We start from the raw sequence: 18247 nt of genomic DNA, 5'->3' as shown, positions 1-18247 counted from the left end.
AGGGCATGATGTGATGAGAAATAATTCGGGAAGAGAGCGAACAGATGAGAATCTGCTCTCTTTTCTTATGAGAGAGAAATACAATGACAGAGAAATAAACGAATGGTATAATGAAAGAAATCAGGGTGACAAATTGGAAGTTATGGAGGACAACTATTATGAAGGGCATAAAAAACTTCATGAGCAGCTAAGTGATGAAATCTTTGTAGCATTAAGAGAAATACCAGAAAGTGCTTATAACGATTTGTTTAAGATGTTAAAAAAATTTGAGCAATTCCTTGACAAACAAATTGCTGAGAATAAAAATTGATAATAGCTATTTATACGAAATATTCTTTTTTGCCTTTTTTGTATAGCGCATATACAGTACAGAAACTATACAGATGATATGAGGGGGAGAAAATTTTGACTGATAAAAAAATTATAGTGCATTTTACTGTCCTAACATTTTGTATAGCCTATCTTGTATCAGGCAGTTTAATTGTTCTTGGAAAATTGGGATATAGAGTTTATGGTTGGGTTAATACGTTACCGCAATTTTGTATGGATATTCCTTTTGCGATATATATTCTGTCACCAGCTATTACCTCTTACTTTGTTTTAAAGAAAAATAACAAAACAATAAACCTTTGGGAATGGTTAAAAACTGTTTTTTACGTTAAAAACAACATATACCCCTATTTCTTTGTTGTTGCAGGACTTATTTTGTACTTTTCAATACACGCTCTTATTACAGGAAGTGTAGAATTAACGCTCCCATTTTATACATTTTTTCTTTCCTTACCAGGTAATCTTTTTATCGGAGGCTTGGAGGAAACAGGTTGGGCATATATTTTGCAACCAGGACTGAATAAGAAATTTGGTTATGTTCTATCTTGTATCTTATCCGGTATTATTTGGATTGCATGGCATATTCCGCTTTTTTTCATACCAGGAACAAATCATGAAGAGGGACTTATCAATTTTGGAATGTTTGCCATACAATGTATGGCTTTGAGGTTTTTCTTTGGAGCGATCTGCAAAATATCAGGCAAAAGCTATGTGTTCATGTGCGTACTATTTCATACCTTGTTTAATGCTGCTTATTCTGTTTTTGCAACTACTACAACATCTTGGGCAGGAACTGTTGTAGCAAATACTGTGATTGTATTTGTTTCGATTTTAACTGTTGTGATATACAACAAAAAAACAGACGAATAGTATGAGTAAATCAATGGTGAGGGGTTGGTATGAAAAAAAGAATGGCTTCTATACCCTATTTGTAAAAGTAAGACGCGAATAAAATTGCGGAAAGATACAGAACTTAAAAACTTCTTGATGAGTGGATAAACAAGTCTGCTAAGTAAATTCTAGTTTGATAAACTGAGGATTTAAAATATTTTTGTATTATGATATGTTCTACATATTGTGAATAGAATATTTGATTGGTGATATTATAGACTTTGTAATGAAAGAAAGGAAGCTGCTGTATGACTTTATATCATGGGAGTAATGTTGCAGTGATCACCCCGCAAATCTTAGAGAATGGGTTTTATAAAGATTTTGGTTACGGATTTTACTGTATAATTTATGAGAAGCAGGCGAGGCGCTGGGCTATAACAAAAAGAAAATATCATATTGTCAATAAATATGAATATAAAGAAAACGCCGATTTGAAAACAAAAATCTTTGATGAAATGACAGAAGAATGGCTTCAGTTTGTGGTCGAATGCCGCAGAGGTATCAAAAGCTGTTTTTTGGGAATTGATTAAGTTTAAATATCCAACGTATCAGATTGATAAGCATCAGGTCCCGTTCCTCCGGCATGGGTAACGATTTATACAAAGCCAGATGCAAAAGAATTGTTTCGAGCCGAAGATGCGGAAAAATTATCGGCACAGTATGGAATAGATTTGTATTTTGTCTTTTGAAATATTTTAGAAAGAAGCAAAACAGATAGATTATTAAATATACATAAATTATCTCGGAAAAATTGACAAAAAGAAACAGGGATGATATACTTCCTCCCCGATAACGGCAGATATAAGCGTGAAGGAGGAAACAATTATATGACCTTTTATCAGGAGCTGCAGTTGAATCAGTCTGGTTCTAAGAATTTGATAAAAAACACATCAGAAAAGAAAGAACGAATATATCATATCATGGTCTATCTGTTTAAAATTTTATTGACAATGGCTTTTTGTATGATATTTGTGATTGGCTATACCCAGCTTTTTGGAGAGGATAACAGTATAACAGGAGTAGTTGTCCTTCTTTGCGTTATGGTCTTTCGATACGCTGATTTCGGGATTCAGACCAGGGAAGGAATCAGAATTTTATTTTTGATTTTTGGTATGCTTGCGGTAGGGCCACGACTTGCTAATGAGCTGAATCCAACAGGCGGATTGATAATCAATCTGGTATTCATAGGAGCGCTTGTTTTTTTAGGTTGCCATAACGTAATGATGGCGAACCACTCTACACTGGTTCTTGGATATTTGCTTTTCTATGGCTATGATGTCACAGGGCGGGCATATCTGCTTCGTATTGTCGGTTTGGCGGCAGGGGCAGTTGTTACCGCGGTTGTTTATTACCGTGGGCATCATCATAAGGAATATAAAAGAAATATAAAATCTATCCGAGAGGAGATACGCCTTGACTCTTCTAGGACAAGATGGCAGTTTACACTGACAATAGGGGTAGCTACAATACTTTACTTTTTTGAGGTATTCCATTTGCCGCGTGGAATGTGGGCGGGAATTGCAGCAATGTCTGTATTGCTTCCGTTCCAATCTGATTTGAAAGACAGAGTAAAAAAGAGAATCCCCGGCAATATAGCAGGGGGAATCATATTTTTAGCCATTTCGTTGGTTTTACCTGAAAGTTTTTATTCCTACATTGGTATTTTAGGCGGAATTGGTGTAGGCTTGTCAGCGACATACCAATGGCAGGCGGTCTTTAACTCTCTGGGGGCAATGGCGATTGCAGTCGGATTTCTTGGAGTTCCTGGAGCAGTTTTTTTTAGAATTTTTAATAATATATGTGGCTCGGTATATGGGCAGATGATGGAAAAGACAGTAAATGGACTAATTGATAAAACGACAGGGAGAAGTGACAAAGGAAAGTATTGAAGGATTCTTTCCAAATGTGTGTTGCTTTATTGACATTTCAGGGAGTTTATACGAAAATAAGAAAGAAGGAAATGTAAACATAATACAAAAGAAAAGGGAGTTAAAAAGAAGCTCATATGCAAAAATCGTATATTGCTTTCGATATTGAGACGACAGGACTAAACCCACAGGAACATGAAATTCTCGAAATAGGGGCCCTAAAGGTACGGGAAGGAAAAGTAGCGGAAAGATTTATAGAATTTATTAAACCAGAATTTGGTATTCCTGCAGAAATCACCGGACTAACAGGAATTCGAGAGGAAATGGTAGAAGGAGCGAGAAGCTGCCAAGAGGTACTTTCTGATTTTGTAAAATTCTGCCAGGAAGACATTTTAATCGGGCACAATGTACAGTTTGATTTTAGCTTTATCTGGAATCATGCACATAAAAATGGATATATGTTTGAACATCAAGGAATAGATACTCTGAAAATTGCCAAGGCTGTTCATCCATCGATGCCCTCCAAAAGATTGGGCGCCTTATGTGAACATTATCAAATACAGAATCATTCAGCACACCGCGCCTATCACGATGCACTTGCAACGGCAAAGCTATACCAGACTTTGGCGCATTATTATGAAGAAAAGATGCCGTCGGTATTTGCTCCTGAACCATTAAAATGTTCTGCTACAGTCAGCTTTCCAGCTACAGAAAAGCAGTTGTCTCTTTTAAAACGTCTGGTAAAACAAAAAGGTCTGGATATCGAGTTAGACAAGAAGAAACTGACAAAAAATGAGGCGTCGCAGATGATTGAGAGAATACTGTCGGGCAATTTGGGATAGAAAATATAAGCACTGTGCGCAGTATGCAGATAAAAATGAAAGGAACGATAGACATGACAAACCAGATAACACGGAAAGAAGCAATAGAATTATTGAGAAAATATAACAAGGAAACATTCCATGTTCAGCATGCGTTGACAGTAGAAGGGGTCATGCGTTGGTATGCCGCTGAACAAGGATACACTGACAAGCAGGATTACTGGGGAATCGTCGGACTTTTACATGACATTGACTTTGAACTTTATCCGGAGGAGCATTGCAAAAAAGCACCAGAATTATTAAGAGAAGCAGGAGTGGGGGAAGATATGATACGTTCTATTTGTTCCCATGGATATGGAATCTGCTGTGATATCGAACCGGTTCACGAGATGGAGAAAATATTGTTTGCGTCAGACGAACTGACAGGTCTGATTGGTGCAGCAGCATTGATGCGCCCTTCAAAAAGTGTGATGGATATGGAGGTTTCCAGCGTAAAGAAAAAATTCAAGGATAAACGCTTCGCGGCAGGGTGTTCCAGAGATGTTATAAAAAGAGGAGCAGAACAACTGGGGTGGGAATTGGAAGAATTGTTTGAAAAAACAATCCTGGCAATGCGTTCGTGTGAAGAACAGATAAAATGTGAAATGCAGGAAATGGGAGTATAATTCGTAGAACAAAAGAAGCCAAAATTTAAAGGAAAGTCAGGAGATTTTCTAAATTGCGGAAAATCTCTTGACAATTTTTTTGAATCTATATGTTTTCTCTGGATAAAACATAAAAAAAGAAAGATGTAATGTTTTCTGGATGATTATGTTATAATCAATCATATGATTTTTTTGTATAAAGGAGGGCATATGGATCTAGAAAGAAATATTTACGATACAGTAAAGGAATGGGAGATAAAGATTGGGTACCGGAAGGAAGAGCTTCGGCTTTATTATCCGGAGGAGTCTTTGTTGGAGCTTCTCTGTACCGATTCGGTGGAGCTTCCTTTAAAAATAAAAGAGTTCTGCTGCCAGATGAAGGGAAAACTAGGAGATATAGAAATAAAAGAGACAGAAGAACGCGGAAGATATTGTGTAAAAATTCCTCCGGAAGGGACGCAGTATATCCATAAAAATATTCCTGAGAATGTATTTTTAAAGGCCTTGCTTCGCGTAATTACAACACCGGACAAGAAATTAGAAGATGCCCTTAAAGTATTTCAGTCTTTTTCAAAGAAGGTATCGGTGGATAAAGAAACAAAGAGTGAATGGGCAGTCTGGTTTACTGACGGAAATCCAGATGTGTATGTATATTATATAGAAGAGGATGCATTTGGGCTGGAATATCATAGATTTACAAAAGAGGCGTATGCAAGGCTGAAAGAAGAGAAGTAAGATAAAAGCAAAATCGTATATAAGAGAAGGAATAAGCGTACAACTGCCGCACATATACTATTTATAAAAGGCGTATGTGTGGCATTTTTATGGGAAGAGAACAAGAGCGTGAACATATCAGGGAAAAGCTGGCATCCGCTGCAAGTATGCCGAAAGATGTAGTATTGGGCGCTTCAGTTATTACAGTTTTAGGAACCTGTGAAGTATGTATTGAAAATTATCGGGGAATTCTTGAATATACAGAAAATCTGATACGTGTACAGACAAAAGAAAGATTGATAAAGCTGTCGGGAAAACATTTGCAGATAGAGTATTATACCAATGATGAGATGAAGATAACGGGAAGGATTCAGGCACTCGAATTTGGAGACAGGAGGACAGAATCGTGATTCAAACGCTGATACGCTGTCTTAAAGGATATTTAAAAATCCGTGTGGAAGGGTATTCTCCGGAAAGGTTTTTAAATCTGTGCAGGCATCACCATATTTATATTTGGGGGCTTGTTCCGGCAAAAAATGCCTATGAGATGTATATAAGCTTAAAAGGATTCTACAAGCTGAAACCAATTATCCGAAAAACACACACGAAAATCAATGTGGCAGGAAGATATGGATTTCCTTTTTTTATGTATAGATACAGAAAAAGGAAATTGTTTTTTGCAGGATTCTTTATATGCGCGGTACTTATGTATCTCTATTCCGGTTTTATTTGGGACATTCATTTTGAGGGAAATGAAAAATGGACAGATGAAAACCTGACAGAATTTTTAGCTTCAAGAGAAGTGACACCTTTTATGCGAAAAAGTGAAGTGGATTGCCCGGAAATTGTAAAAGAAATCCGTAAGGAGTATAATGATATTGTATGGGTATCTGCATCTATAGATGGCACGCGGCTCAAAATTCAGATAAAAGAAAATGAGGATCGGCTGCTGGGAGAGGAAGCCGGAACAAAAGAGACAGCGGCGAAAGACTTAATCGCTACTGAAGACGGCGTTATCACAAAAATTGTGACACGTTCTGGCGTTCCACAGGTACACATCGGCGATACTGTATCAAAAGGAGACATATTGGTATCTGGCAGAGTAGATGTTGTGGACGACAGTGGAGAGATAATCGACTATCAGTATCATGTCGCGGATGCAGATATATATGCGGATACGGTCATGGAATATTCGGACAGTATGCCGCTTTCTTATCAAGAGAAAATATATGATAAAAAGCACAGAACACAATACTATCTCCAGCTTGGAGACTGGCGTTTTTCTGTCGGAACAATAAAGAATACATATAAACATGCTGAAATTTCTACAGAGGAACATCAGGTAAGAATGGGAGAAAATTTTTATCTTCCCATTTCGTTCGGCGCTAAAAATGTAAAATCGTATGCTTTTCGAGAAAAAAAGTATACAAAAAAAGAGTTAAAAGAGCAGCTCAGTGAAAATTTCCACCAATTTTGCATGGAATTGGAGGAAAAAGGTATTCAAATTAAGGAAAATAGTGTTAAAATACACATAGACCAAACAGAGGCTACCGCTTCGGGCATACTTTATTTAAACCAGCCTATTACCGAAGAGGCCGATACAGAGATATTAACAATTGAAAGGGTTGAACAGGATGAGTCTGGCAGAACTGATGATGGAGATACCGGCTGAACACGAAAAAAATGTGTTTGGCCAGTTTGATGCATATGCAAAAAAACTAGAGAGAACCTTCCATACTACCTTAATCATACGAGATGGCAAAATAAAAATTGTCGGAGAGAATGTACAGGCAGAGAAAGTAAGGCGCATTCTTAAACAGCTCTGTGAACTTTCTATGCGTGGAAATCATATTACAGAGCAACAGGTGGATTATGCCATTTCACTCGTATATGAGAACCAGGAAGCTGGGATTGTGGAGATTGACAGAGAACTTATCTGTCATACACTGCAGGGAAAACCAATCAAACCGAAGACATTGGGACAGAAGAGGTATGTAGATGCTATTCGGGACGGAATGATTACTTTTGGACTGGGGCCTGCCGGAACCGGCAAAACCTATCTGGCAATGGCAATGGCGATTACCGCTTTCAAAAGCAATGAAGTAAGCAGGATCATTCTCACCAGACCTGCAATCGAGGCAGGGGAGAAATTAGGGTTTCTGCCGGGAGATCTGCAAAGTAAGATCGATCCATATTTGCGTCCGCTTTATGATGCGTTGTATCAGATAATGGGTGCAGAAAGCTTTATAAAGAATTCAGAAAAAGGACTGATTGAGGTCGCACCGCTTGCCTATATGAGGGGACGGACGCTGGATAATGCATTTATTATCTTAGATGAAGCGCAGAACACAACACCTGCACAGATGAAAATGTTCTTGACTCGAATTGGATTCGGGTCTAAAGTTGTGATTACTGGAGACGCCACGCAAAAGGATTTGCCTGCCCAAATGGTATCCGGACTGGACGTGGCAGTCAAGGTTGTGAAAGATATAGATGATATCACCGTATGTACGCTGACCAGTAAGGATGTGGTACGTCATCCTCTTGTGCAGAAAATCGTAAAAGCATATGAAGAATATGAAAAGAAAAGCAGTAAACCCAAAACAGTGAAAAGGAGAAAGTAATGAGCTTGTACATGGAGGAGGAAGGGCAGCTTATGCTCCCTGTTGATACAGAAGAAATCGCGAAACTGGTTGTGCATGCGGTATTAGAGGAGGTATCCTGCCCCTATGAGGCGGAGGTCAATCTTCTTTTGACAACGGACGAGGCGATACAGGAGTTAAATCGTATGTTCCGTCAGATTGACAGATCGACAGATGTGCTTTCTTTTCCCATGCTGGAATTTGAGCGTTCGGGAGATTTTTCCGGTATTGGGGAGGAAACATCGGACTTGTTTGACCCTGAATCAGGAGAACTGCTTTTAGGAGATATTGTGATTTCAAAAGAAAAGGTACTTTCGCAGGCAGAAGCATATGGACATTCTGTGAAGAGGGAATATGCGTTTTTGATTGCCCACAGTATGCTGCATTTGTGCGGTTATGACCATATAGAAGAAACCGAACGGGCGGTTATGGAAAAAAAGCAGAATGAAATTATGGAAAAAATCGAGATTTTACGATAGCTGATGGAGGAAAGTTATGGCAGATATGCAAAAGAATAAAAAGCCCAGGAAAGACGATTTCCTTGTCCAGGGCGCCATTTTAGCTGCTGCTGCGGTCATTACAAAAATTATTGGGGTTGTTTACCGAATCCCCCTGACAAATATACTGGGAAATGAAGGAAATGGTTTCTACGGATATGCCTATGAAATCTACGCCATGGCGCTGATGTTGTCTTCCTTCAGTCTTCCCATTGCGGTATCGAAGCTTGTCTCCGCAAGAATGGCACAAAGACAAAGAAGAAATGCCTTTCGTGTCTTTTTATGTGCACTCGCCTTTGCCGTAATCGTAGGTTTGTTTATTTCACTGGTTATTTTCTTTGGAGCAGATGCGATCTCTACACATATGATGAAATCCCCTCTGAGCGCATATGCGCTCAAGGTGCTTGCTCCAGGGCTTTTTATCGTGGCAATACTCGGAGTTTTGCGGGGATATTTCCAGGGACTTGGGACAATGGTTCCCACTGCCATTTCGCAGATATTAGAACAGATCGTTCATGCGGTTGTCAGTATTGCAGGAGCAAGTATTTTGCTTAAAATCGGAATACAGGCAGGCAAAGAGAAGGGCAATGAGCTGCTTGGGCCGGCATATGGCGCTGCTGGCGGAACGCTTGGAACAATCACAGGTGCATTGATTGCACTGCTCTTTCTTATCTTTGTGTTCTGGCTTTACCGTCGTATTATCCGGCGTCAAATTCATTTAGATCGGTCACGCCGACAGGAAAGCTACGGGCATATTTTGAAAATTCTTCTGATTACAATCGCGCCTGTTATTTTCAGCACAGCAATCTATAATATTAATCAGATACTAGATTTAACTGTTTTTAATTTTATTATGGATGCACAGGGATATGTAGAAAAAGAATATATGGCGCTGCAAGGCATTTATACAGGAAAGTACAATACACTTATCAATGTCCCTCTTGCAATGGCAAACGGACTTGCAGCATCTGTGATACCAAGTCTTACCGTAGCATTGGCGAGCAGAAAGAAATCACTGGTGCACCAAAAAATCAGCCAGACAATGCGTTTTACAATGCTGATTGCGATTCCATGCTTTGTAGGATTTGTAGTGTTGGCGTCGCCGCTGATGGTTCTTTTATATAATGATTCCAGCAAGACTCCTGCGATTCTGCTGGCTTCAGGGGCAATTACTGTGATACTGTACAGCTGGTCTACCGTAAGCAATTCCATTTTACAGGGGCTGGATAAAATGTCGGTGCCTGCAAAAAATGCCGGAATTTCTCTGGTCATTCATATCGTTGCACTGCTGATTATGCTGGTTGTTTGCAAAATGGGAATCTATGCACTTGTAGGAAGCAACATTGTATTTGGTATCTGTATGTGTCTTTTAAATGAAAGGGCAATCCGAAAAACCTGTGGGTATCATCAGGAAATTGTATTTACGTTTTTAAAGCCTTTATTAGCTGCAGTTATTATGGGCGCTGTTACATATGCGGTTCATTTGTGTTTAGACCTTATAATCGGCGGCAGGTTTATTCCAACCTGTATTTCCATTTTTATTGCGGTGATTGTGTACGCTGTAGCAATTTTGAAATTGGGTGTACTTACAGCAAAAGAAATCGCTGGTTTCCCACAGGGGAAAAAATTACTGAGACTGTGCAGAAAATTCCATTTGTTAGCGGCTGAATAAATTTGTGAAAAAAGCCAATACTGTATGTAAAAAAGGAGTCGGTTCCTTATGAAAACAAAGTACTGTATTGGTTTTTTGGCCGCAATATTGTTTCTGGTTGTGTTGCTTGGAATCGGATATCAGGTGAGTTACCAGCATGCACTGGATTTAAGAGAAGCAAAATCAGAGATGCCATCCAAGACGAAAAGTATTTCTACAAAAGGAGAGGCAGTAAAAAATGAAGGATATTATCTCTGCGAATTACAGGGATTTATAGTAGTATATTTAAGTGATAAATCAACAATTTATGAATTTACAGAAATTCCTCTTACAGATCTGCCAGAGGAAGTGCAACAGGAAATTCACACAGGGAAACATATAGAAACAGAGAAGGAGCTGTATGCGTTTCTTGAAAATTATTCTAGCTAGAGAGAAAGAAGAAAGACAATAAAGCGGTAGATCTGCCGCCCAAAATAGTGTATGATAAAAATTGTTTTTTAGGAAGGGAAGATATGGACGAACAGAAGATAAAAAGGATCAACGAATTATATAGAAAGTCAAAGGCTGAAGGGCTAAACGCTAAAGAGGCAGAAGAACAAAAGCTTCTCAGGATGGAATATATCGCTGCTGTACGTAAGAATTTAAGAACGCAGCTCAATCACATTGACATTGAAGAAAAAGATGGAAAGATTGTAAATTTAGGTGAAAAATTTGGAAACAAAGAGGCAAATTAGAGCTGCATATTTAAAAAAGAGAGCCTCCTGGCCGATAGACTCCAGAAAAAGAGCAGGAAAGATGATAGAAAAAGCGCTGTTTTCCTCTCCGGTATTCTGCCAGACAGAAGAACTATACTGTTATATTTCCTACGGGGAAGAAGTGTCTACGAAGGGGATTTTAAAGCAGGCGCTTAAAGAAGGAAAAAAAGTAGCGGTTCCCAAAGTGTCAGGGCCTGGGAAGATGGAATTTTATTATATCGATAGTATGGAAGAGGTAAAACCAGGCTTTAAAGGAATTTTAGAGCCAAAAGGACGTGGACGGCTGGCAGAGGGTGAAGCCGGACTTATTCTTGTTCCGGGTCTTGCCTATGACAAGAACGGCTACCGGATAGGATATGGAGGAGGCTTTTATGATGCATATCTAAAAGCACATCCCAAGCTTTTGAGTATCGGACTTTTTTATTCCGTCCAGCTTATCGATACAGTTCCGGTGCAGGAACAGGATATGCCGGTACAAAGAATTATGACAGAGAAAGGAAATCTATTATGTTCTCAAAGCTGCCAAACGATCCGGTAATTCTTTTAAGTGTAGTGAATACGAAATTACGGGATTTCTATCAAAACCTGGATGACTTATGTGAGGACATGCAGGTTTCAAAAGATATGATTTTAGAGAAACTAAAAGAAATAGATTATGAGTATGACAATACGAAAAACCAATTTGTTTAATTAAGGTGTTACATATATGAAAATTTTAGATTTATCGAAGATAGACTTGTCAAAGGAAGCGCCGGAGGTTGAGCCGGAAAGACAGTATTATTTTATCGCGAAAGCGAGAGCAATATTAAAAAAACAGGAAGAAGAAGCAGGGCGCAAACTTACCTTCTGCGTAACTACCTTTGGTTGTCAGATGAACGCCAGAGATTCTGAAAAACTGACGGGTATACTGGAGCAGATCGGATATATAGAAGAGCCGGAAGAAGAAAAAGCAGATTTTGTTATCTTCAATACATGTACAGTGAGGGAGAACGCTAATCAAAGGGTGTATGGGCGTCTCGGACAGCTTAAGAGGGTAAAGAAAACGAACCCATATATGCGGATTGGATTATGTGGCTGTATGATGCAGGAACCGGAGGTAGTAGAAAAATTAAAAAAGAGCTACCGTTTTGTAGACTTGATCTTTGGCACGCACAATATTTTTAAATTTGCGGAGCTGGTTGCAACAAGACTGGAATCAAGCCGCATGGTAATCGATATTTGGAAAGATACGGACAAGATTGTAGAAAATCTCCCCAGTGAACGAAAGTTTCCGTTTAAATCCGGCGTCAATATTATGTTCGGATGTAATAATTTCTGTAGCTATTGTATTGTGCCTTATGTAAGAGGCAGAGAACGGAGCCGTAAGCCTGCGGCGATTATAGAGGAAATCAAAAGGCTTGTCGCAGACGGAGTGGTAGAAGTGATGCTTCTGGGACAAAATGTCAATTCCTATGGAAAGACATTAGAGAATCCCATTACATTTGCCCAGCTATTGAAGGAAATTGAAAACATTGACGGTCTGAAACGGATCCGTTTTATGACCTCCCACCCAAAAGATCTGTCCGACGAATTGATAGAGGTTATGGCACAGTCTAAAAAAATCTGCCGCCACTTACATCTCCCTGTTCAGTCTGGAAGCAGCCGGATTTTAAAGAAGATGAACCGGAGGTATACGAAGGAACAATATTTAAGCCTGGTGGAGAAATTAAAGACGGCCATTCCAGATCTATCTCTTACAACCGATATTATTGTGGGATTTCCCGGAGAGACGGAGGAGGACTTTGAAGAGACTTTAGATGTCGTCCGGAAGGTACGTTATGACAGTGCATTTACTTTCATTTATTCCAAACGTACCGGTACGCCTGCGGCAGTGATGGAGGAGCAGGTTCCAGATGAAATTGTAAAGAAACGCTTTCATCGTCTATTGACGGAGGTACAAAGAATTGCGGAGGAGGTATGTTCCGTACACGAAGGAAGTGTACAAAGTGTTCTTGTAGAAGCGGTCAATGAGCAGGACGCTTCGCTGATGACAGGACGATTAAGTAACAACCTGCTTGTGCATTTTCCGGCATCTTCTGATACGATCGGGCAATTAAAAGAAGTGAAGCTTACAGAGTGTAAAGGGTTTTATTATATCGGGGAGCTTGTATAACAGGAACTTCCACCTATAATTTTAAGGGAAAACGTCCAAACTATGTATATGATTTGAACATAGAGAGGACGTTTTTTGTGAAAAGATTAAGTGAATATTTGTTTCTATGGACTCTTGGAGGAATACTGTATTATACGTTTGAGATGCTGTTCAGAGGATTTTCACACTGGTCTATGTTTGTCCTTGGAGGAATCTGTCTTGTATTCTGTGCACAGCAGGGTATGTGGACGGGGTGGGATGCTCCTTTTTTACAGCAGGTATTTTGGTGTGTAATCTTTGTAGGTGCCTGTGAATTTATAACGGGTATAATTGTGAATAAATGGCTGGGATGGCAGGTATGGGATTATACAGACCAGCCTTTTCAATTTATGGGGCAGATCTGCCTTCCTTTTCTGATTATCTTTTCTGGGTTGTGTGCCTTTGGTATCTTATTGAGTGGCTATCTGCTGTACTGGCTGTATGGGGAAAAGAAGCCAAGCTTTCATGTATTGTAAGATAAGTAGATGAGAGAAATTTTCAACCTGTTCATTGAACTGATTTTGTAAAAATGCTATAATGAATAGCAGTGTTTTTATGTAGAAATGCTGTTAAGTTATGTAAAAGGAGAAGAATTGTGGCTGAACTTACACCAATGATGAAACAGTATATTGAGACAAAGGCTCAATATAAAGACTGTATATTATTTTATAGATTAGGCGATTTTTATGAAATGTTTTATGAGGATGCATTGACAGCATCAAAAGAACTGGAGATCACCTTGACCGGCAAAAGCTGCGGACAGGAAGAGAGGGCACCCATGTGCGGTGTCCCTTATCATGCAGTGGAAGGGTATTTGAATAAACTGGTATCCAAGGGATACAAGGTTGCCATCTGTGAACAAGTAGAAGATCCCAAGCAGGCAAAAGGAATTGTGAAACGAGAAGTCGTTCGTATCGTCACACCTGGAACAAATCTTGATACACAGGCGTTGGATGAAACAAAAAACAACTATATCATGTGCATCGTATACATAGCAGACCGGTATGGATTATCTATCGCCGATATTTCAACCGGTGATTACTTTGTGACAGAGCTGCCGGACAGTGGGAAGCTTCTGGATGAAATATGTAAATTTATGCCCTCTGAAATTATCTGCAATGAGTCCTTTTATATGAGTGGCATGGATTTAGAGGATTTGCGTCAAAGGCTTGGAATCACTATATATGCTTTGGATTCCTGGTACTTTGATGATGCCATCTGCAAGAAGAAGCTTTTGGAACATTTTAAAGTATCTTCTTTTGCAGGACTGGGGCTTATGGATTATGACTGTGGAATCATCAGTGCAGGGGCACTGCTTCAATATCTCCTGGAAACACAGAAAAATACTCTGTCCCATCTGACCCATATCACCCCTTACGTGACAGGAAAATTTATGATGCTTGACAGCTCTACGAGGCGGAATTTAGAGCTTTGCGAGACTCTTAGAGAAAAACAGAAAAGAGGTTCCCTTCTATGGGTGCTGGATAAGACAAGGACTGCGATGGGAGCGCGTACGCTGCGCAAATATATGGAACAGCCATTGATAGACAAGACAGAGATTATACGGCGGCTCAATGCAGTGGAAGAGCTGAAAGAGCAGGCGATCTCAAGAGAAGAAATACGTGAATATCTGTCTGCTGTGTACGATTTAGAACGACTGATTACAAAGATTACATACGGAACAGCAAATCCAAGGGATTTGACGGCGTTTCGCAGCTCTCTGGAAATGCTGCCGTCCGTAAAGTATATTTTAAAGGATATGGAAGCGCCTCTTCTTGTAAATATCTGTGAAGATTTGGATACATTGGAAGATTTATGCACTCTTATCTGTTCTGCGATCACAGAAGAACCGCCTATTGCGATGAAAGAGGGCGGGATTATCAAGGATGGTTACAGCGAGGAAGTAGACAGCCTTAGAAGAGCAAAGTCGGACGGAAAAGACTGGCTTGCAAAGTTAGAAAATAAGGAACGGGAAAAGACAGGCATTAAAAATCTGCGGATCCGTTACAATAAAGTATTCGGTTATTATCTGGAGGTTACAAATTCCTATAAAGCTCTTGTACCGGATTATTATACCAGAAAGCAGACGCTTGCCAATGCAGAGCGTTATATTACGCCAGAGCTCAAAGAATTAGAAGACACGATTCTAGGGGCAGAAGATAAGCTGTATGCATTAGAATATGAGCTGTACTGTACCGTAAGAGATACGATAGCAGCAGAAGTGGAGAGAATCCAGAAAACAGCGAAGGCGGTGGCGGCGCTGGACGTATTTGCCTCTCTCGCCCTGGTGGCGGAACGCAATCAGTATGTCCGTCCGAATATCAATGAAAAAGGCGTCATTGACATCCAGGACGGAAGGCATCCTGTAGTGGAGAGAATGATTCCAAATGATATGTTTATCTCCAATGACACCTATCTGGATGATAAGAAACAGCGGATTTCTATTATCACAGGGCCGAACATGGCGGGAAAATCAACCTATATGCGGCAGGCAGCACTGATCGTTTTGATGGCGCAGATCGGATCGTTTGTCCCTGCCTCCAAAGCAAATATCGGTCTGGTGGACAGAATCTTTACACGTGTGGGAGCCTCTGACGATCTGGCGAGTGGCCAGAGTACATTTATGGTGGAAATGACAGAAGTGGCGAATATCTTACGCAACGCGACAAGCAAAAGCCTTTTAATTCTGGATGAAATCGGACGGGGAACCAGCACGTTTGACGGACTTTCTATTGCCTGGGCAGTGATTGAATATATCAGTGACACCAGGCTGTTGGGAGCAAAGACACTCTTTGCGACACATTACCATGAATTGACAGAGCTGGAAGGAAAAATAGAAAATGTACATAACTACTGCATTGCTGTCAAGGAAAAGGGCGACGATATTGTGTTCCTGCGCAAGATTGTCAAAGGCGGAGCCGATAAAAGTTACGGAATCCAGGTGGCAAAGCTTGCGGGAGTTCCAGATTTGGTAATCGACAGAGCCAAAGAGATCGTCGAGGAATTGAGCGATGAGGATATTACTACGCGGGTCAGTGAGATTGCTGCAAAGGAGCACGCTTCGAAGAAAAAAACGCGGGTGAAAAAATATGATGAAGTAGACATCGCGCAAATGTCTCTTTTCGATACGGTAAAGGATGACGATGTAATTGAGGAACTCAAGCATATAGATGTCGGCAATCTGACACCTATCGACGCGCTCAATACGATTTACCGTCTTCAGAATAAACTAAAGAACCGCTGGTAATGCTTTTTGAAGGAACAGGAGGAATGCCTATGCCGCATATACAGATATTAAATCAGATTACAATTGATAAAATTGCCGCTGGCGAAGTCATAGAAAGGCCTGCTTCCATTGTAAAGGAGCTGGTGGAAAACGCGATCGATGCCGGAGCGTCTCTGGTTACAATAGAAATCAAAGACGGCGGGATTTCCTTTATACGTATCACAGATAATGGAAGCGGAATTGAGCGCGCAGATGTCAGAAATGCGTTTTTGCGTCACTCTACAAGCAAAATTCAAAATGTGGAGGATCTTGCACACATTTCTTCCTTAGGATTCCGCGGCGAGGCGCTTTCCAGTATTGCTGCGGTGACGCAGACAGAACTCATTACAAAGACAAAAGAAGAAATGAATGGAACACGCTATGTAATTGAGGGAGGGCAGGAAAAGCTGCTGGAGGATACCGGTGCGCCGAACGGAACGACATTTCTTGTCCGCCAGCTGTTCTATAATGTGCCGGCGAGAAGAAAATTTTTAAAAACTCCTATGACAGAGGCCGGGCATATTCAAGATCTTCTCATGCATCTGGCGCTTTCCCATCCAGAGGTTTGTTTTCAGTTTATCAACAACGGACAGGAAAAATTGAGAACGTCTGGAAATGGAAAATTAAAAGATGTGATTTACCAGATTTACGGCAGAGACGTTGCCGCGAATCTTCTGGACATAGATTTTGAAAAAGGCGGTATCCACATCACAGGTTATCTGGGAAAGCCTGTAATTACAAGAGGAAACCGAAATTTTGAAAACTTCTTTGTAAACGGCAGGTATGTAAAGAGCTCCATGATATCTAAGTCGGTGGAGGATGCGTACAAAGATTTTGTCATGCAGCACAAATTTCCATTTGTAGTGCTTCATTTTCATGTAAACGGAGAGGAAGTAGATGTAAATGTGCACCCTACAAAGATGGAGCTGCGTTTTCAGAAGCAGCAGGAGGTCTACAGCGCTGTATTTGAAGGGGTTCACAGAAAGCTTCTGGAACCAGAGCTGATTCAAAAGGTCGCGCTTCCCAAGACACCGATATCAGAAAGTCCATTTTTGTTACGGCCGCAGACAGTTCAAGAAAAGAAGGAGCCCCTTTCTGAAGAGACAAAGGCTCCTCCTGTCATGGACGAAGACTATTTTATCCGTAAGATGAAGGAACGGGTGACCGCGTATCATCAGCGTTCCTCCAGCGCAGAAATATCTGGAAAAGAAGCGCTTCTCAATCCAGATGTACAAAAAGAACGGATTATGGAGTCTGTCAGACAGGCGAGAGGGAAAGAGCTGCAGACGGTGCGGGAATGCGGCACTTATCATACAGACATGGAAGCTTCTGCCGGAGAACAAAAGCCGCTGTCTGCGATAAAACCGCAGCAGTTGGATTTATTTGAAGAAAATCTTTTAAAACGGGAGAGGAAAGCAGAATATACATTGATCGGACAGGTGTTTGATACTTACTGGCTGGTAGAATTTCAGGATAATTTGTATATCATTGACCAGCATGCCGCGCATGAAAGAGTTCTCTATGAAAGGACTTTAAAAAATATGAAGGACAGGGAGTTTACCTCCCAGTATTTGAGTCCACCGATTATTTTAAGCCTTTCTATGCAAGAGGAAGCATTGCTGAAAGAAAATATAGAGCGCTTTCAAAGGATTGGATTTGAGATAGAGCCTTTTGGCGGTGAGGAATATGCTGTACGTGCTGTGCCGGACAATTTGTTTGGTATTGCAAAAAAAGAACTGCTGCTGGAAATGTTAGATGACCTGGCGGACGGGCTTAAGACAGAGATGACGCCAGATTTGATCGATGAAAAGGTGGCATCTATGTCGTGCAAGGCGGCAGTGAAGGGAAACAATCGGCTTTCTGCACAAGAAATGGATACGTTGATAGGAGAGCTTCTGACATTGGACAATCCGTATCATTGCCCGCATGGGAGGCCGACAATTATCGCAATGTCCCGACGGGAACTAGAAAAGAAATTTAAAAGAATCGTATAGGACGC

20 protein-coding genes and 1 pseudogene are annotated in these 18247 nt (G+C 40.4%); all 21 read left to right on the top strand.

Features of this window, described 5'->3' with window-relative positions:
• The first annotated feature begins 13 nt into the window (after positions 1-13).
• A complete protein-coding gene (locus ACZ5C4_RS09745; protein ID WP_464520820.1) occupies positions 14-310 on the top strand; it encodes a hypothetical protein in 297 nt (98 codons plus the stop codon).
• Positions 311-405: 95 nt separating this feature from the next.
• Entirely contained in the window at positions 406-1200 is a 795-nt protein-coding gene (locus ACZ5C4_RS09740; protein WP_464520819.1) for a CPBP family intramembrane glutamic endopeptidase, read from the top strand.
• A 48-nt stretch (positions 1201-1248) separates the two neighbouring features.
• A pseudogene (locus ACZ5C4_RS09735) lies at positions 1249-1329 on the top strand (cysteine-rich KTR domain-containing protein); the annotation flags it as partial.
• A gap of 140 nt (positions 1330-1469) precedes the next feature.
• Positions 1470-1751: a DUF3990 domain-containing protein gene (locus ACZ5C4_RS09730; protein WP_464520818.1), complete on the top strand. Its 282-nt coding sequence runs from the start codon at positions 1470-1472 to the stop codon at positions 1749-1751.
• A gap of 297 nt (positions 1752-2048) precedes the next feature.
• Positions 2049-3110, top strand: coding sequence for an FUSC family protein (locus ACZ5C4_RS09725; RefSeq protein ID WP_464520817.1), 1062 nt, complete (start codon positions 2049-2051; stop codon positions 3108-3110).
• A gap of 116 nt (positions 3111-3226) precedes the next feature.
• Entirely contained in the window at positions 3227-3931 is a 705-nt protein-coding gene (locus tag ACZ5C4_RS09720; RefSeq protein WP_464520816.1) for a 3'-5' exonuclease, read from the top strand.
• A gap of 53 nt (positions 3932-3984) precedes the next feature.
• Positions 3985-4575 (top strand): hydrolase, encoded by a 591-nt coding sequence (locus ACZ5C4_RS09715; RefSeq protein WP_464520815.1) that lies wholly within the window; start codon positions 3985-3987, stop codon positions 4573-4575.
• A 189-nt stretch (positions 4576-4764) separates the two neighbouring features.
• Positions 4765-5289 carry a DUF3877 family protein gene (locus ACZ5C4_RS09710; protein WP_464520814.1) on the top strand — a complete coding sequence of 175 codons (525 nt, stop codon included), beginning with the start codon at positions 4765-4767 and terminating at the stop codon, positions 5287-5289.
• 74 nt (positions 5290-5363) lie between these two features.
• On the top strand, positions 5364-5678 hold the full coding sequence (locus ACZ5C4_RS09705) for a YabP/YqfC family sporulation protein (protein WP_464520813.1): 315 nt from the start codon (positions 5364-5366) through the stop codon (positions 5676-5678).
• The gene (locus tag ACZ5C4_RS09700; RefSeq protein ID WP_464520812.1) at positions 5675-6940 is read left to right on the top strand and encodes a sporulation protein YqfD; all 1266 of its coding nucleotides are present in this window, start codon (positions 5675-5677) and stop codon (positions 6938-6940) included. The genes ACZ5C4_RS09705 and ACZ5C4_RS09700 overlap by 4 nt, the downstream gene beginning before the upstream one ends.
• Positions 6903-7892 (top strand): PhoH family protein, encoded by a 990-nt coding sequence (locus ACZ5C4_RS09695; RefSeq protein ID WP_464520811.1) that lies wholly within the window; start codon positions 6903-6905, stop codon positions 7890-7892. Before ACZ5C4_RS09700 ends, ACZ5C4_RS09695 begins: the two co-directional genes overlap by 38 nt.
• Positions 7892-8389: an rRNA maturation RNase YbeY gene (gene ybeY / locus ACZ5C4_RS09690; RefSeq protein ID WP_464520810.1), complete on the top strand. Its 498-nt coding sequence runs from the start codon at positions 7892-7894 to the stop codon at positions 8387-8389. Before ACZ5C4_RS09695 ends, ybeY begins: the two co-directional genes overlap by 1 nt.
• A 16-nt stretch (positions 8390-8405) precedes the next feature.
• On the top strand, positions 8406-10079 hold the full coding sequence (locus ACZ5C4_RS09685) for a putative polysaccharide biosynthesis protein (RefSeq protein ID WP_464520809.1): 1674 nt from the start codon (positions 8406-8408) through the stop codon (positions 10077-10079).
• Positions 10080-10127: 48 nt separating this feature from the next.
• On the top strand, positions 10128-10487 hold the full coding sequence (locus ACZ5C4_RS09680; protein ID WP_464520808.1) for a hypothetical protein: 360 nt from the start codon (positions 10128-10130) through the stop codon (positions 10485-10487).
• A gap of 83 nt (positions 10488-10570) precedes the next feature.
• A complete protein-coding gene (locus ACZ5C4_RS09675; RefSeq protein ID WP_464520807.1) occupies positions 10571-10792 on the top strand; it encodes a DUF896 domain-containing protein in 222 nt (73 codons plus the stop codon).
• The gene (locus ACZ5C4_RS09670; protein WP_464520806.1) at positions 10770-11351 is read left to right on the top strand and encodes a 5-formyltetrahydrofolate cyclo-ligase; all 582 of its coding nucleotides are present in this window, start codon (positions 10770-10772) and stop codon (positions 11349-11351) included. Before ACZ5C4_RS09675 ends, ACZ5C4_RS09670 begins: the two co-directional genes overlap by 23 nt.
• Positions 11321-11503, top strand: coding sequence for a DUF4250 domain-containing protein (locus ACZ5C4_RS09665; protein ID WP_186874452.1), 183 nt, complete (start codon positions 11321-11323; stop codon positions 11501-11503). The genes ACZ5C4_RS09670 and ACZ5C4_RS09665 overlap by 31 nt, the downstream gene beginning before the upstream one ends.
• Before the next feature lie 16 nt (positions 11504-11519).
• Positions 11520-12965: a tRNA (N6-isopentenyl adenosine(37)-C2)-methylthiotransferase MiaB gene (miaB, locus tag ACZ5C4_RS09660; protein WP_464520805.1), complete on the top strand. Its 1446-nt coding sequence runs from the start codon at positions 11520-11522 to the stop codon at positions 12963-12965.
• Positions 12966-13042: 77 nt separating this feature from the next.
• Positions 13043-13459 carry a putative ABC transporter permease gene (locus ACZ5C4_RS09655; protein ID WP_464520804.1) on the top strand — a complete coding sequence of 139 codons (417 nt, stop codon included), beginning with the start codon at positions 13043-13045 and terminating at the stop codon, positions 13457-13459.
• A gap of 119 nt (positions 13460-13578) precedes the next feature.
• A complete protein-coding gene (mutS, locus tag ACZ5C4_RS09650; RefSeq protein WP_464520803.1) occupies positions 13579-16230 on the top strand; it encodes a DNA mismatch repair protein MutS in 2652 nt (883 codons plus the stop codon).
• Positions 16231-16259: 29 nt separating this feature from the next.
• A complete protein-coding gene (gene mutL / locus ACZ5C4_RS09645; protein WP_464520802.1) occupies positions 16260-18242 on the top strand; it encodes a DNA mismatch repair endonuclease MutL in 1983 nt (660 codons plus the stop codon).
• Positions 18243-18247 lie beyond the last annotated feature (5 nt).

The organism is Mediterraneibacter flintii, from assembly GCF_055387595.1.
This window is presented reverse-complemented; position numbering and strand designations above follow the sequence as displayed.